The organism is Streptomyces sp. SLBN-31 (assembly GCF_006715395.1).
GTDB lineage: Bacteria > Actinomycetota > Actinomycetes > Streptomycetales > Streptomycetaceae > Streptomyces.
Genome location: NZ_VFNC01000002.1, coordinates 2312160 through 2327826, shown reverse-complemented (window position 1 = coordinate 2327826; position 15667 = coordinate 2312160). Strand labels below are relative to the sequence as shown.

12 protein-coding genes are annotated in these 15667 nt (G+C 70.5%); 9 read left to right on the top strand and 3 right to left on the bottom strand.

Translation table 11 applies throughout. The features are described from left to right. Positions 1-115 precede the first annotated feature (115 nt). The 8 genes from FBY22_RS30695 (at position 116) to pgi (ending at position 10545) form a co-directional block, all read left to right on the top strand. Complete coding sequence (locus FBY22_RS30695) at positions 116-3067, top strand: M14 family metallopeptidase (protein ID WP_142151230.1); 2952 nt, start codon at positions 116-118, stop codon at positions 3065-3067. Between the two features lie 227 nt (positions 3068-3294). Beyond that, the gene (gene gap, locus FBY22_RS30690; RefSeq protein ID WP_142151229.1) at positions 3295-4302 is read left to right on the top strand and encodes a type I glyceraldehyde-3-phosphate dehydrogenase; all 1008 of its coding nucleotides are present in this window, start codon (positions 3295-3297) and stop codon (positions 4300-4302) included. Between the two features lie 191 nt (positions 4303-4493). Then, positions 4494-5705: a phosphoglycerate kinase gene (locus tag FBY22_RS30685; protein ID WP_142151228.1), complete on the top strand. Its 1212-nt coding sequence runs from the start codon at positions 4494-4496 to the stop codon at positions 5703-5705. A gap of 6 nt (positions 5706-5711) precedes the next feature. Continuing rightward, positions 5712-6488: a triose-phosphate isomerase gene (gene tpiA, locus FBY22_RS30680; RefSeq protein WP_142151227.1), complete on the top strand. Its 777-nt coding sequence runs from the start codon at positions 5712-5714 to the stop codon at positions 6486-6488. Positions 6489-6583: 95 nt separating this feature from the next. Continuing rightward, positions 6584-6817 (top strand): preprotein translocase subunit SecG, encoded by a 234-nt coding sequence (gene secG / locus FBY22_RS30675; protein WP_142151226.1) that lies wholly within the window; start codon positions 6584-6586, stop codon positions 6815-6817. A 227-nt stretch (positions 6818-7044) separates the two neighbouring features. After that, positions 7045-7380, top strand: coding sequence for an RNA polymerase-binding protein RbpA (locus FBY22_RS30670; protein ID WP_003976875.1), 336 nt, complete (start codon positions 7045-7047; stop codon positions 7378-7380). A 188-nt stretch (positions 7381-7568) separates the two neighbouring features. After that, the gene (locus FBY22_RS30665; protein WP_142151225.1) at positions 7569-8837 is read left to right on the top strand and encodes an MFS transporter; all 1269 of its coding nucleotides are present in this window, start codon (positions 7569-7571) and stop codon (positions 8835-8837) included. A 52-nt stretch (positions 8838-8889) separates the two neighbouring features. Further along, positions 8890-10545, top strand: a complete 1656-nt coding sequence (gene pgi, locus FBY22_RS30660; protein WP_142151224.1) for a glucose-6-phosphate isomerase — start codon at positions 8890-8892, stop codon at positions 10543-10545. 54 nt (positions 10546-10599) lie between these two features. On the opposite strand, the gene FBY22_RS30655 is transcribed toward pgi, so the two are convergent. The 3 genes from FBY22_RS30655 to FBY22_RS30645 are packed head-to-tail and all read right to left on the bottom strand — an operon-like array spanning position 10600 to position 14246. Then, positions 10600-12942: an ABC transporter permease gene (locus FBY22_RS30655; RefSeq protein ID WP_142151223.1), complete on the bottom strand. Its 2343-nt coding sequence runs from the start codon at positions 12940-12942 to the stop codon at positions 10600-10602. A gap of 39 nt (positions 12943-12981) precedes the next feature. Further along, entirely contained in the window at positions 12982-13734 is a 753-nt protein-coding gene (locus FBY22_RS30650) for an ABC transporter ATP-binding protein (RefSeq protein WP_142151222.1), read from the bottom strand. After that, entirely contained in the window at positions 13731-14246 is a 516-nt protein-coding gene (locus FBY22_RS30645; RefSeq protein ID WP_058926010.1) for a PadR family transcriptional regulator, read from the bottom strand. The genes FBY22_RS30650 and FBY22_RS30645 overlap by 4 nt, the downstream gene beginning before the upstream one ends. Before the next feature lie 122 nt (positions 14247-14368). Here FBY22_RS30645 and FBY22_RS30640 point away from each other — a divergent pair, with 122 nt between their 5' ends. Further along, positions 14369-15640 (top strand): ABC transporter substrate-binding protein, encoded by a 1272-nt coding sequence (locus FBY22_RS30640; RefSeq protein WP_142151221.1) that lies wholly within the window; start codon positions 14369-14371, stop codon positions 15638-15640. The last annotated feature ends 27 nt before the right edge of the window (positions 15641-15667 follow it).

The following is a 15667-nucleotide window of genomic DNA, read 5'->3' as shown; positions in this document are numbered from 1 at the left end:
ATTTGGGCGCCGGCAGCGGTCTTTTACTGTCTTTGTGTCGCCCTTGACTCGGTTGTGAACTGACATGAGCCTGGCAGCACTTCGTCACCGTGACGAAGGTCTGCTAGGGGGGTTCATGAGACCCAGAGCGAGATCGATCCTCGCTGTCGGCGCGCTCCTGCTCGGCGGAGCGAGCCTTGCGCCCATCGCCCAGGCACAGAACGGGACCTCACAGGGTTCCGATCCGAACGAGGTCAACGTCTATCGCGCCGAGGCCACGGCCAAGCAGGTACCCCTGCTGCTGGCCGCCGGGCAGGACGGCCAGGAACTCGGCGAGCAGGTCCCCGCGAAGGGGAAGGCCACCGTCGAGGTCTATCTCACCGGCCGGCAGGCCGGGAAGCTGCGGAAGCAGGGCGTCGACCTCACCGAGCACACACTTTCGGCCAATGCCGAGAAACGGGTGGACACCGCCGCGCAGGGCGTGTTCCGCCCGTACAGCGGCAGCGGTGGCCTGAAGGAGGAGATCGTCCGGACCGGTCAGCTCAATCCCGGTCTCACCAAGGTCGTCTCCATCGGAAAGACCGTCAACGGGCAGGACATCCTCGCGCTCAAACTGACCAGGGACGCGAAGAAGACCAAGGACGGCTCCAGGCCCTCCGTGCTCTACATGTCCAACCAGCACGCCCGCGAGTGGATCACGCCGGAGATGACCCGCCGGCTGATGCACTACTACCTGGACAACTACAGGACGGACAAGCGCGTCAAGCGGATCGTCGACAGCACCGAACTGTGGTTCGTCATCTCGGCCAACCCCGACGGTTACGACTACACCTTCAAGGACTCCGACACCCGCCTGTGGCGCAAGAACCTGCGGGACGTCAACGGCGACGGCGTCATCTCCACCGGTGACGGCGTCGACCTCAACCGCAACTTCGCCTACAAGTGGGGTTACGACGACGAGGGTTCGTCCCCCAACCCCACCAGCGAGACCTACCGCGGCGCGAGCCCCGGATCCGAGCCCGAGACCAAGGCGCTGGACCGCTTCGAGAAGCGGATCGGGTTCTCGTACGGCATCAACTACCACTCCGCCGCCGAGCTCCTGCTCTACGGCGTCGGCTGGCAGGTCGCCACCCCGACCCCGGACGACGTGCTCTACAAGGCCCTCGCCGGTACCCCGGGCAACTCCGCGATCCCCGGCTACCGCCCGCAGGTCTCCTCGGAGCTGTACACCACCAACGGCGAGGCGGACGGCCACGCGGCCAACGTCAACGGCATGTCGATGTTCACCCCGGAGATGTCGACCTGTCAGACCGCCTCGAACCTCGACCCCGGTGACCAGTGGAACGCCGCCGACTGCCAGTCCGTGTTCAACTTCCCGGACGACGAGAAGCTGATCCAGCAGGAGTTCGCGAAGAACGTCCCCTTCGCGCTGTCGGTCGCCGAGACCGCCCGGCACCCCGACACGCCGTCCTCGTCCCTGGGCCTGAAGGCCGCCGACTTCACCCCGGCGAAGTTCGCCACCTCGTACTCGCGCGGCGCCGACCAGGAGGTCTCGGTCGTCGTCCGCAAGGCGGTCCGCGACAAGGAACTCCGTTACCGCGTCAACGGCGGCCGTACGAAGGACCGGCCGCTGAAGGCGTGGAAGGGCGGCGAGATCTACGGCGGCGATGACAACCTGCACTTCGACGAGTACCGCGCCAAGGTCCGCGACGGCGACCCGGGCGACAAGGTCGAGGTGTGGTTCACCGGCCGGTCCAGGAGCGGCAAGAAGGTCTCCAGCGAACACTTCACCTACACCGTCGCCCAGCGGGCCAAGGCCGACACGCTCGTCGTCGCCGAGGAGGGCGCGACGGCCACGCAGGCGCAGACCTACGTGGACGCGCTGAAGGCGAACGGCCGCAAGGCGGTCGTCTGGGACGTCGCCGGCCAGGGCGCGCCCGACGCGCTCGGCGTGCTGAAGCACTTCAGGACCGTCGTGCACTACACGGGCGCGAGCGCCCCCGGCAACGCCACCCAGCTCCAGTTGCGGGCCTACCTCAACGAGGGCGGCAAGCTGATCGAGGCGGGGGAGCAGGCCGGCGGCAGCGTCGACCTCGGCGGCGGCACCCTGTCCAACGACTTCAGCCAGTACTACCTGGGCGCCTACTCGCGTACGTCGACCCCGGGCGCCACCGGCTTCACCGGTTCCGGTGAACTCGCGGGCTTCAGCGGGGCGCTCGGTGCGGCCCCCGGCAACCCGCTCGACAAGGCGGGCACCTACGCCGTCACCTCCGACTCGCTGCCGGTCGACAAGTACCCGCAGTTCGCGAGCGCCGGAGCCGGCCAGTTCGCGGGGACCGTCAACCCGTACGGGCCCTACTCGGGTTCGTACATGGCGGCCGCCGTCCACACCGACGACTCCTACAAGCGCCTCACCGGCACCATCGACCTCACCGGTGTCGCGGCGGCCGACAAGCCGACCCTGCGCAGCCAGTTGCTGTGGGACACCGAGCCGGGCTACGACCACGTCATCGTCGAGGCCCACAACGGCGCCGACGACTGGACGACTCTTCCGGAGGCGGGCGGTGCGACCAGCACGGCCGTACCGGCGGAGTGCGAGGCGGGCTTCCTGGTCAACGAGCACCCGTGGCTCAAGCACTACCTGACCGTCGCCTCCTCCGGCTGCACCGCGACCGGCACCAGCGGCTCCTGGAACAGCCTCACCGGCTCCTCCAGCGGCTGGCAGCAGGTCGACTACGACCTGAGCGCCTACGCCGGCAAGTCGGTGCAGGTGTCGATCGCCTACGTCACCGACCCCGGCTCCGGCGGCCGCGGCGTCCTCGCCGACGACACCGCGCTCGTCCTCGGCGGCACGGCCACCCAGCCCGAGGGCTTCGAGACCTCGCTCGGCGCCTGGAGCGTGTCCGGACCGCCCGCGGGCAGCCCGGCGGTGCTGAAGGACTGGACGCGCACCGGAGCGCTCTTCAAGACCTACGGCGCCGTCACCACCGACCGCACCGTGCTGTTGGGCTTCGGCCTGGAGCACGTCACCGCGGCGACGGACCGTGCCGCGCTCCTCAAGAAGGCATTCGCGGCCCTGGAAGGGTGAACTGCCTGGTCAACGATGACTAGGTCACCGTAGTCAAAAGGAGTGATCGGAATTTCGGGCCGGGCGGTCCGTACCCCTACTGGCCGGTACGGACCGCCTGCCCATGTATGGGGCGTCTCGATGTCACTCCGGGGGCCTCAGGGAGGTAGGGTCGGGGGTGGTCGGGGACATCCCAAACAGAGCTCGCCGGCACCGCATGGCCGGCGTACCAACGAGGAGATCGGTTCGTGACGATCCGCGTAGGCATCAACGGCTTCGGTCGTATCGGTCGCAACTACTTCCGCGCGCTGCTGGAGCAGGGTGCTGACATCGAGATCGTGGCTGTCAACGACCTGGGTGACACCGCGACCACCGCCCACCTGCTGAAGTACGACACCATCCTGGGCCGCCTCAAGGCCGAGGTCTCGCACACCGCCGACACCATCACCGTCGACGGCAAGACCATCAAGGTCCTGTCCGAGCGCAACCCCGCCGACATCCCGTGGGGCGAGCTGGGCGTCGACATCGTCATCGAGTCGACCGGCATCTTCACGAAGAAGGCCGACGCCGAGAAGCACATCGCCGGTGGCGCGAAGAAGGTCCTCATCTCGGCTCCGGCCAAGGACGAGGACATCACCATCGTGATGGGCGTCAACCAGGACAAGTACGACCCGGCGAACCACCACGTCATCTCCAACGCCTCCTGCACCACCAACTGTGTGGCGCCGATGGCGAAGGTCCTCGACGAGAACTTCGGCATCGTCAAGGGTCTGATGACGACGGTGCACGCGTACACGAACGACCAGCGCATCCTGGACTTCCCGCACAAGGACCTGCGCCGCGCTCGTGCCGCCGCCGAGAACATCATTCCGACCACGACCGGTGCCGCGAAGGCCACCGCCCTGGTCCTGCCGCAGCTCAAGGGCAAGCTGGACGGCATCGCGATGCGCGTCCCGGTCCCGACCGGCTCGGCCACCGACCTCGTCGTGGAGCTGTCGCGCGAGGTCACCAAGGACGAGGTCAACGCCGCCTTCAAGAAGGCCTCCGAGGGCGAGCTGCAGGGCTACCTGACCTACACCGAGGACGAGATCGTCTCCTCGGACATCGTCAGCGACCCGTCGTCCTGCACCTTCGACTCCTCCCTGACCATGGTCCAGGAGGGCACGACGGTGAAGATCCTCGGCTGGTACGACAACGAGTGGGGCTACTCCAACCGCCTCGTCGACCTCACGGTCTTCGTCGGCAACCAGCTCTGATAGCCGCAGCAGGCAGCACCTCGGTGTGAGTGCAGGGCTCGGGCAGCGCACGGCCGCGCTGTCCGAGCCCTGTGTCGCGTGGCTGGGGCCCGACCGGCCCTCGCGCCCGCCCCGCACAGGTAGCAGCCTCACGGACAGGAGCAGCCCACTCGGACCTCCGAGCCTCCCGAGCCCTTTCTAGGAGCCCCTTCATGAAGACGATCGACGAACTTCTCGCCGAAGGCGTGGACGGCAAGCGGGTCTTCGTCCGCGCCGACCTCAACGTGCCGCTCGCCGACGGCCTGATCACCGACGACGGCCGCATCCGCGCCGTACTGCCCACCGTCAGGGCCCTCGCCGAGGCGGGCGCCAAGGTGGTCGTCGCCTCGCACCTGGGCCGCCCCAAGGGCGCCCCGGACCCCGCCTTCTCCCTGCTGCCCGCCGCCGAGCGGCTCGGTGAACTCCTCGACGCGCCCGTGGCGTTCGCCCAGGACACCGTCGGCCCCGCCGCCCACGACGCGGTGAACGGCCTGCAGCCCGGCCAGGTCGCGGTGATCGAGAATCTCCGCTTCAACGCCGGTGAGACCTCCAAGGACGACACCGAGCGCGGCGAGTTCGCCGACCGCCTCGCCGCCCTCGCGGACGTCTACGTCGGCGACGGCTTCGGCGCGGTGCACCGCAAGCACGCCTCCGTCTACGACCTCCCGGCCCGCCTGCCGCACTACGCCGGCTACCTCATCGCGAACGAGGTCGGCGTCCTGAAGAAGCTCACCGACGAGGTCCGGCGGCCGTACGTCGTCGCGCTCGGCGGCGCCAAGGTCTCCGACAAGCTGGCCGTCATCGACGAGCTCCTCGGCAAGGCCGACCGCCTCCTCATCGGCGGCGGCATGGCCTACACCTTCCTCAAGGCCCAGGGCCACGAGATCGGCAACTCCCTCCTTCAGGAGGACCAGATCCCGGCCGTCAAGGAGTACATCGAGCGCGCCGAGAAGACCGGCGTCGAACTGGTCCTGCCGGTCGACGCGCTGGTCGCCACCGGGTTCCCGGACCTGAAGACCAAGGCCCCGGCCAATCCCACGACCGTCGCCGCGGACGCCATCCCGGCCGACCAGCAGGGCCTGGACATCGGTCCGGAGACCCGCAAGCTGTACGCCTCGAAGCTCGCCGACGCCGCCACCGTCTTCTGGAACGGCCCCATGGGCGTCTTCGAGCACCCCGACTACGCCGAGGGCACCAAGGCGGTCGCCCAGGCCCTCATCGACTCCCCGGCCTTCACGGTCGTCGGCGGCGGCGACTCCGCCGCGGCCGTGCGCCTCCTGGGCTTCGACGAGACCGCATTCGGCCACATCTCGACCGGTGGCGGCGCCTCCCTCGAATACCTCGAGGGCAAGACGCTCCCCGGCCTCGCCGCACTGGAGGACTGACCAAGCATGAGCACGCGCACGCCGCTGATGGCGGGCAACTGGAAGATGAACCTCAACCACCTCGAGGCCATCGCACACGTCCAGAAGCTCGCCTTCGCCCTCGCGGACAAGGACTACGAGGCCGTCGAGGTCGCCGTCCTGCCGCCCTTCACCGACCTGCGCTCCGTGCAGACCCTGGTCGACGGCGACAAACTCAAGATCAAGTACGGCGCCCAGGACATCTCGGCCCATGACTCCGGCGCCTACACCGGCGAGATCTCCGGCGCCATGCTGGCCAAGCTGAAGTGCACGTACGTGGCCGTCGGCCACTCCGAGCGCCGTCAGTACCACGCCGAGACGGACGAGATCGTCAACGCCAAGGTCAAGGCCGCCTACAAGCACGGTCTGACCCCGATCCTGTGCGTCGGCGAGGAGCTGGACGTCCGCGAGGCGGGCAACCACGTCACCCACACCCTCGCCCAGGTCGAGGGCGGTCTGAAGGACCTCCCGGCCGAGCAGGCCGAGACCGTCGTGATCGCCTACGAGCCCGTCTGGGCCATCGGCACCGGCAAGGTCTGCGGCGCCGAGGACGCCCAGGAGGTCTGCGCGGCCGTCCGCGGCAAGATCGCCGAGCTGTACACGCAGGAGCTGGCCGACAAGGTCCGCATCCAGTACGGCGGCTCGGTCAAGGCGGGCAACGTCGCCGAGATCATGTCCCAGGCCGACATCGACGGCGCCCTGGTGGGCGGCGCGTCCCTGGACGCCGACGAGTTCGTCAAGATCGTGCGCTTCCGCGACCAGTGAGTATGCGCTAGGCCCGATCCGTCGTACCCTTGCGGGGTCCGGCACTGTGCCGGACCCCGCGTCGTCCGTCCGAATCCGAGGAAGTTGGTCCAGCCGTGGTTTTGGGGTTCTCGATCGCCCTGATCGTCTTCAGCCTGCTGCTGATGCTGCTGGTGCTGATGCACAAGGGGAAGGGCGGCGGCCTCTCCGACATGTTCGGTGGCGGTATGCAGTCGTCCGTCGGCGGCTCCTCGGTCGCCGAGCGCAACCTCGACCGCATCACCCTGGTGATCGGTCTGCTGTGGTTCGCGTGCATTGTCGTACTCGGCCTCATCATGAAGACGTCCTGACGTCGAACGGCTGAGCGGCAACGCACACACAGCACCTTCATTCCATACGTAAGGCCCCATGTTCGGTACGCGCAGCTGAGCGCGGCCTATCATGGGGCTTGCGTCTAGGTGTGGGGGCGGTAACTCCAACCACTGGACGTGCGTTGGGCCTTACGTAGACTGAGGCGCTCGCAACGAAGCGAAACGCCGACTCGCTTCGCGGCACCATCACGCAGGGAGTTACGACCGTGGCAAGTGGCAACGCGATCCGAGGAAGCCGGGTCGGGGCGGGGCCGATGGGCGAGGCCGAGCGCGGCGAGTCCGCGCCGCGTCTGCGCATCTCCTTCTGGTGCTCCAACGGGCACGAGACGCAGCCCAGCTTCGCCAGCGACGCGCAGGTTCCCGAGACCTGGGACTGCCCGCGCTGCGGCTTCCCCGCCGGACAGGACCGGGACAACCCGCCGGACCCGCCGCGCACCGAGCCCTACAAGACGCACCTCGCGTACGTCCGGGAGCGGCGCAGCGACGCGGACGGCGAGGCCATCCTCGCCGAGGCACTCGCCAAACTGCGGGGCGAGATCTAGGAGTTGAAAGCCGGCCGGGCACCGAGAGGGCGCCTGGCCGGAGCTGTTTCGCACCGGCTGCCCGCCCGCGGGCATCGGCTGCCCTCCTGCACCCACAGCGGCTGCCCGCCCGCTCCCGCATCGATTGTCAGTGGCACCCTCTACGGTTTGTGCATCGTCTCGATACGGACGAATCGTGAGGGGGAGCTGTGGCGACGGTCGAGTCCGCGGGGGTGCGCGCGCCGGCGTGGCGCGGGGGGTTCGGGCGGTTGTGGAGCGCCGCCGTGCTCTCCAGCTTCGGGGACGCCCTGCGCGGTGCGGCGCTGCCCCTGCTCGCCGTGCGGCTCACGGACCGGCCGCTGCTGGTCGCGACGGTGACCGCCTGCGGCTATCTGCCCTGGCTCGCCTTCGGGCTGCTCGGCGGTGCGGTGGCCGACCGGGTGGACCAGCGGCGGGCGATGTGGACGGTGGACGCGTTACGAGGGCTGCTGGTCGCCTCCTTCGCGGTCGCCGTCGCCCTCGGACACGCCTCCATCGGGCTGCTGATCGCCCTGGCCTTCACCCTGACCACGCTCCAGACCCTGTTCGACAACGCGTCCACGGCCCTGCTGCCGGTCCTGGTGGACCGTGAGGTCCTCGGCAGTGCGAACGCCCGGCTGCTGACGGGGCAGCGCATCGCCGGCGGACTGCTGGGCGCCCCGGCCGTCCCCCTGCTGCTGGCGGCCGGTGCCGCCGCGCCGTTCGCGGTCGACGCGGCGACCTTCCTGGTGGCCGCGGCCCTGGTCGCCTCGCTGCGGACTGCCGCCCCGCAGCGCAGAGCGGCGGTGGCTGGGAGCACCCTGCGCCGGGAGATCGCTGAGGGACTGCGCACCCTCGCCCGGGACCGTGCCCTGCGCGGACTGTGCGCCGCCACGGCCCTGTGCAACATCGGCATGGGCGCCCAGCTCGCCACTCTGGTGGTCCTCGTGACCGGCTGGCTGCACGGCGGCACCGCCGGATACGCCGCGGCCGGCACCGCGGTCACCCTGGGCAGCCTGGTCGGGGGAGTGGTGAACGGTCGGTTCGTCGCCCGTCTCGGCCGGCTGCGGGCCGTGCTGACCGCCGGCACCGCGCAGACCGCGGCTCTGGTCGTCATGGGCAGCGTGCGCAGCCTGCTCGTCCTGGTGGTGGCGATCGCGGTCTTCGGACTGATGGGCATGGTGTGGAACGTCAACACCACGACCCTGATGCAGGAATGCAGCCCCGCCGACATGCTCGGCCGCGTCAGCTCAGCCTTCCGCACCCTGTCCTACGCCGGAGTCCCGCTGGGTGCCCTCCTCGGCGGCGCCGTCGCCACCGCCTGGGGCCTCAACACCCCGCCCCTGCTGACAGCGGCCTTCTTCGTCCTCGCCGTCATCGCGCTGATACCCGCGCTCAAGGTGAACGTACCTGTTGTTGCGCCGCACGACGACGCCACCACGGCTCACGCGCCGCGCTGATCAACTAGGTTGGAACAGCTGGGACAGGCACGAAAGAAGGCTGAAGTCGCACATGAACGCAGACGGCCGTACCAGGCTCAACCAGATGCCCGAGTGGACCGCGCTGGCCAAGCACCGCGAGGAGCTCTCCGGCACCCATCTGCGGGAGCTGTTCGCCGCCGACCCGGGCCGCGGCAGCGGACACACGCTCGAGGTGGGAGACCTGTACGTCGACTGCTCCAAGCACCTGGTCACCGACGAGACCCTCCGCCTGCTGCGTGAACTCGCCGCCGCCACCGACGTGTTCGGGCTGCGCGACGCCATGTTCCGCGGTGAGAAGATCAACACGACGGAGGACCGCGCGGTCCTGCACACCGCCCTGCGCGCCGCACCCGACGCGGTGATCGAGGTCGACGGCGAGAACGTGGTCCCGCGCGTGCACGCGGTCCTCGACAAGATGGCCGGCTTCGCCGACCGCGTCCGCTCCGGCGCCTGGACCGGCCACACCGGCAAGCGCATCAAGAACGTCGTCAACGTGGGCATCGGCGGCTCGGACCTCGGCCCCGCGATGGCCTACGAGGTGCTGCGCGCCTACACGGACCGCGACCTCACGGTCCGCTTCGTGTCGAACGTCGACGGCGCCGATCTGCACGAGGCCACCCGCGACCTGGACGCCGCCGAGACGCTGTTCGTCATCGCGTCCAAGACGTTCACCACCATCGAGACGATCACCAACGCGACCTCGGCGCGCGAGTGGCTGCTCGGTGAGCTGAAGGCCGGTCAGGAGGCGGTCGCCAAGCACTTCGTGGCCCTGTCGACGAACGCCGAGAAGGTGGCCGACTTCGGCATCGACACGGCGAACATGTTCGAGTTCTGGGACTGGGTCGGCGGCCGCTACTCCTACGACTCCGCGATCGGCCTGTCCCTGATGATCGCCGTCGGCCCGGACCGCTTCCGGGAGATGCTCGACGGGTTCCGGCTGGTCGACGAGCACTTCAGGACCGCGCCCGCCGAGTCCAACGTGCCGCTGCTGCTCGGTCTGCTGGGCATCTGGTACGGCAACTTCTTCGACGCCCAGTCGCACGCGGTGCTGCCGTACAGCCACTACCTCTCCAAGTTCACGGCGTACCTGCAGCAGCTGGACATGGAGTCCAACGGCAAGTACGTGGGCCGGGACGGGCAGGAGGTCGACTGGCAGACCGGACCGGTGGTGTGGGGCACGCCCGGCACCAACGGCCAGCACGCCTACTACCAGTTGATCCACCAGGGCACGAAGCTGATCCCCGCGGACTTCATCGGGTTCGCCGAGCCGGTCGCGGAGCTGAGCGAGGCGCTGAAGGCGCAGCACGACCTGCTGATGGCCAACTTCTTCGCGCAGACGCAGGCGTTGGCCTTCGGCAAGACGCCGGACGAGGTGCGTGCGGAGGGTGTGCCGGAGGAGCTGGTGGCGCACAAGACGTTCAAGGGCAACCACCCGACGACCACGATCCTCGCGCGTGAGCTGACGCCGTCCGTGCTGGGGCAGCTGATCGCCCTCTACGAGCACAAGGTGTTCGTCCAGGGTGCCGTGTGGAACATCGACTCCTTCGACCAGTGGGGCGTGGAGCTGGGCAAGGTGCTGGCCAAGCGGGTCGAGCCCGCGCTGACGGAGGGCGCGGACGTGCCGGGTCTGGACGCCTCCAGCAAGGCGCTGGTGGCCAAGTACCGGGAACTGCGCGGACGCGCCTGACCATCTTTGCGCCTGAGCGGGTGGTGGATGACCGGCCCGCTCAGGCCACCGCTCTCACGCCACCGCGCTCAGGGTGTCCGCCAGGCGCCGGCGGGCCGCTCGTGCCGCCGGGAGGGCGGCGAGTCCCGTGGCGCCCAGCACCGCCGCCACCCCGAGCAGCACCAGCAGCGCCGGCGACGGGGCCTGGGCGATCCCCGAGCCGATACCGCTCGACCTGCCCTGGGAGTTGATCAGCCAGTGCGCGAGGGGCGTGCCCAGGGCGGTGCCGACGAGGGCGGCGGCCAGGGCCGTGCAGCCGCTGGCGGTGACGGTGATCGCGGTGATCTGGCGGGGGGAGAGGCCGATGGCCTTGAGGGCGAGGAGATCGCGTTCGCCCTCGCGGACGGTGCCGCCGATGGCGGTGAGCAGCTCGATCAGGCCGATCAGGGCGAGGACGGCGATCAGTCCGGCCACGACTCCGCGCAGCGGTGAGAGCCCGTCGGCCGGGTTGGTCACGGCGTGCACGTCCAGCCGTCCGTGCCCGGCGGCGGTCAGGCGGGCCGCCACCGCGCGGGGCTCGGCGCCTGGGCGCAGCCGTACCTGGTAGAGGGTCGGGGTCAGGCGGGGGTCGTTCTGGTGGAGGGTGTCGAGGGAGGTGGAGACGACCCGGCCGGCGTTCTCCGGTTCGATGCTGCGGCCGACGATGTGCAGGATCTGCGGCTGGTCGCCGACGGTGAGGCGGACCCAGTCGCCGATCCGTACGTCCAGCAGGTCGAGGAGGCCCTGCCCGGCCACCGCCTCGTCGTCCCCGCGCGCGGGGCGGCCCTCGGCGAGGGCGTACGGGTAGGGGTCCTGGCGGGTGCCCAGGCCGCGCAGGGCGATGGTGGCGGTCTGGCCGGGGACCAGGGCGGCCACCTCCAGGCCGGGGTAGGCCGCGGCGACCTGCGGGTCACGGTCCAGCAGGGCACGGGTGCCGTGCTCGCCCAGGCCGTCGTTGGCGTGGACGGTGAGGGCGGCCGGCAGACCGATCCGCTCCGGGCTGCTGTGGAAGCGGTCGATGGTGGTCCAGGCGGACATCGCGACGACGATCAGCAGCAGGGGCAGAGCCAGCCGGGCCACGGTCGTCACCGACCGCAGACGACGGCTGACGACCGTGTGCCAGCCCAGCACCAGCGCGGGCGACAGCCGGGTGCCGAGCGCGCGCCGGGAGAGCGCGGAGAGCTGCCCGGCCGGCAGGGACACGGCACGCACGCCCGGCGTCGTCCGTACTCCGCCCGGGACACGCTCTCCCCGGGCTCCGACGGGCCGTACTCCCGGCACCGGCGGCACCCGCCCCGCGCGCCAGGCCGCCAGGCCCGTCGTCGCGCCGATGAACAGCACCGCGCCCACCGGGACCGCGAACAGCGCCGCGGTGTAGCCGGGCAGCCCCTGCCAGACGGCGACCGCGTCCCCGAGGCGGCCCGGGAAGCGGCTGCCCAGTGTTTCCGTCAGCGCCGCCGCGGCCACGGCGCCGAGCAGCGCGTAGGCGAGGTGCTGTGAGAGGAAGACCCGTACGACCTGGCCCGGTGTGAAGCCGATCGCCTTCAGGACCGAGATGTCCCGCAGGTGGCCGCGGATACGGGTGGCGATCGCGCCGTGGACCGCCAGACCGGCGGCGATCAGCGCGCCGAGCCCGAACAGGCCCAGCACCTGACCGAGCAGCCGGTAGTCGCCCTGGGCCTCGGCGCGCGCCTGCTGCCAGGTGGAGACCTCGCCCACGGCTCCGGCGCCGAGGACGGTGACGGCGCGCTGGACGACGTAGTCGGTGTCCTCGGGGTCGGTCAGGCGCAGGCCGATGACCCGGCCGGTCGGGTGGGGCACGGCGGACGGCAGCGCCCAGACCAGGCCCGGCCGCTCGCCCGCGTGGTAGCGCGGCTCGGCCGCGTCGGCCACGCCCAGGACGGTCACCCTCCGCCCGGTGCCCGGCAGGGTGAGCGTGTCGCCCGGTTCGGCGAGCAGGGCGCGGGCCAGGCTGCTCTCCAGGACCACGCCGTCCGGGGTCCGGGCGTTCAGCCAGCGGCCGGAGGCGACGAGGGGCCGGCCGACGGCGGGACGGTCGGGTGTCGCGCGCAGTTCGACGGCGGCCCGGGCGCCGCGGGAGGCGAGGGTCGCGGAGGCGGTGGGGTAGGGGCCGGCGACGGAATCGACGCCGTCCAGCCCCGTGAGCCGGCCGACCTTGGCGGACTGGCTGGTGTGGATCCAGACGTGGGCGCCGCGCGACTCGGCGAAGACCCGCTGCCAGGGGTTGGTGGCGTAGCCGAACAGGGCGGTGGCCAGCAGCAGCGACACCACGATCCCGGCGGTGGCCAGGACCAGGAACAGCGCCTCGCCGCGGTGCGTGCGCAGATCGGAGTGCGCCCAGCGCAGGGTGGCTCGCATGCGGATCAGTGCCTCCGGAGAGCGTGGTACGTCCGCATCTCAGTCCCTGAGCTCCAGCACCCCGGATATGCCGCTCCTGCGGGACTTCGGGGCGCCGTCCAGTTCCGCGTCGTCGGCTATGCGGCCGTCGAAGAAGGAGATCACCCGGTCCGCGGCGCTGGCCAGCCGCGCGTCATGGGTGACCAGCACGATCGTCTGGCCGCGTCCGTGGAAGCGGGACAGCAGCCGCATCACCTCGCGGGTGCCCTTGCTGTCGAGACTGCCGGCGGGCTCGTCGGCGAGCAGCAGCGGGGGGTGGTTGACCAGGGCGCGGGCCAGCGCGACCCGCTGCTGCTCACCGCCGGACAGCTCGCCGGGCAGGCTGCGTTCCTTGCCGTCGAGGCCGAGCTCGGCCAGCAGCTCCTCCCGCTCGGCCCGGGCCCGCTTCGGCGACACCCCGGCGAGCAGTGCGGGCAGCTCCACGTTGTCGGCGACGGACAGGTTCGAGACCAGGTTGAAGAACTGGAAGACGATCCCGATCCGCTTGCGGCGCTCCACCGCCCAGCGCGCCTCGCTCCAGGCGTCCGCGCATTCGCCGTCCAGCCAGATACGGCCGCCGTCGGGTCGTTGCAGACCGCCCAGCAGATGCAGCAGTGTCGACTTGCCGGCTCCGGACGGGCCGGTGACGGCCACGAACTCGCCGGGGCGTACACACAGGTCGACCCCGCGCACCGCGTGCGCCGGGGCGCCCTCGCCGTAATGCGTCTTGACCAGGCTCTCGGCGCGCAGCACGGGAGCGGGACCGTCGTTCACTCCAGCTCCTCCAGCTCTTCCTGGCACCGCTCCAGCCAGTCGAGGTCGGCCTGCAGGTGCAGCATCGCGCCCTCGATCAGCAGATGGGCGACGCGGTTGTCCCGGTCTTCCGCGGCCGCCAGCTTCGACAGCTGCCGCATGGTGTTCAGATACTGGCGCCGCTGTTTGTTGATCAGCGCGATCCGGTCGGCGAGACCGGTCTGCGGAGCGAGTGCCAGCTTCATGAAGAACTCGTCCCGCACCCGCGGCTCGTCCTCGGGATCCTCGAACCAGACGCGCAGCGCCTGCCGCCCGGCTTCAGTGAGGTGGTAGACCTTTTTGTTGGGTCGGCTCGACTGCTCGACGTCCTCGCCCTCGATCAGGCCTTGCTTCTCGAGGCGGCCGAGGGTTACGTAGATCTGGCCGACGTTCGGCTGAGGGTACGCGGAGCCCAGCGTCTGCTCAAGGTGCTGCTTGAGTTCGTAGCCGTGGGCCGGACCGCGCGCCAGGAGAGCCAGGAGGGGCAGGCGCACGTGTGCAGTCCTCCTGTCGGGTCAATGTGCTCCAGGCCCTAGTATCGCCCATACCTAACAGGTATACATGGCCTCTGACTCCGGGCGAAGACGCCCGGCGCCGGGTGTGCAAGGAGGAACCTATGCGGTGGATGCGTGCCGCGGGTAGGGGCCTCCTCGTTCTGGTCGTGGTCATGGCCGGTTACGTCGCCGCGGGCGCCCGGGACGACGCGGGTCCGGCCGACGGTCGCGGGCCGCTGACCCTGGCCACCGCGGGCGACCTGACCGGCTATCTCCGCCCCCTCCTCCAGGGCTGGAACCGCACCCACCCCGGCGAGCGGGTCAGGCTCGTGGAACTCCCGGACTCCGCCGACGAGACCCACGCGCAGATGGTCACCGACCTGCGCGGCGGCGACCGCAGCCGGTTCGACGTCCTCAACATCGACGTCAACTGGACCTCGGAGTTCGCGGCCGCGGGCTGGATCCGTCCGCTGCCCCGCGACCGCTTCCCGCTCGACTCCTTCCTCAGGCCCGTCAAGAGCACGGCGACCTACGACGGCCGCCTGTACGCCGTCCCCTACGTCACCAACGCCGGCCTGCTCCTGTACCGCAAGGACATCCTCGCCAAGGAGGGCGTCCCGCCCCCGCGCACCTGGGCCGAACTGGAGCACGACGCGAAGACCATCGCGCCCAAGTACGGGCTCGACGGCTACGCGGGCCAGTTCCTGCCGTACGAGGGCCTCACCGTCAACGCGGCCGAGGCCGTCTACTCGGCGCACGGCACGATCCTCGGCGACGAGGGGGCGCGGGTCACCGTGGACTCCGCGGCGGCCAGGGAGGGGATCGGTTTCCTCGCGCGCGGGGTCCGCGAGGGCTGGATCCCGAAGGCCGCGCTGACGTACAAGGAGGAGGAGTCCAAGCAGGCCTTCAAGAGCGGCAGGCTGCTCTTCCTGCGCAACTGGCCCTACGCCTACGTCCTCGCCTCGGCCAAGGGCTCCCCGGTCGCCGGGAAGATCGGCGCCGTGCCGCTGCCCGGCCCGGACGGCCCCGGCACGAGCGTCCTCGGCGGCTCCAACCTGGCCGTCAACACCCACGCCCGGCACCCCGACTCGGCCGCGCGCCTGATCGCCTATCTCACGAGCGAGCCCGTGCAGCGCCAGGTCCTCACCCGCGGCGCGCTGCCGCCCGTACGCGCCGCGCTGTACGAGGATCCCGAGCTGATCCGGCGCTTCCCCTACCTCCCCACCCTGCGCAAGAGCGTGCTGTCCGCCATGCCACGCCCCAAGAGCCCGCGCTACGACCAGGTCAGCCTGGTGGTGCAGGCCGTCGTGCAGGACGCCCTGACGGGCCACCAGACCCCTGCCGCGGCGGTGCGCCGTCTGGCGCGAGAACTGGCAGCGATCCCGGGTCGATAGCTACCTGTTAGGTAACGCGCACATCTC

What these genes read in the sequence shown, in the direction of transcription:
- FBY22_RS30695 (WP_142151230.1), top strand. Translation starts at nt 116, where the DNA reads ATGAGACCCAGAGCGAGATCGATCCTCGCTGTCGGCGCGCTCCTGCTC.
- FBY22_RS30685 (WP_142151228.1), top strand. Translation starts at nt 4,494, where the DNA reads ATGAAGACGATCGACGAACTTCTCGCCGAAGGCGTGGACGGCAAGCGG.
- tpiA (WP_142151227.1), top strand. Translation starts at nt 5,712, where the DNA reads ATGAGCACGCGCACGCCGCTGATGGCGGGCAACTGGAAGATGAACCTC.
- pgi (WP_142151224.1), top strand. Translation starts at nt 8,890, where the DNA reads ATGAACGCAGACGGCCGTACCAGGCTCAACCAGATGCCCGAGTGGACC.
- FBY22_RS30655 (WP_142151223.1), bottom strand. Translation starts at nt 12,942, where the DNA reads ATGCGAGCCACCCTGCGCTGGGCGCACTCCGATCTGCGCACGCACCGC.
- FBY22_RS30640 (WP_142151221.1), top strand. Translation starts at nt 14,369, where the DNA reads ATGCGGTGGATGCGTGCCGCGGGTAGGGGCCTCCTCGTTCTGGTCGTG.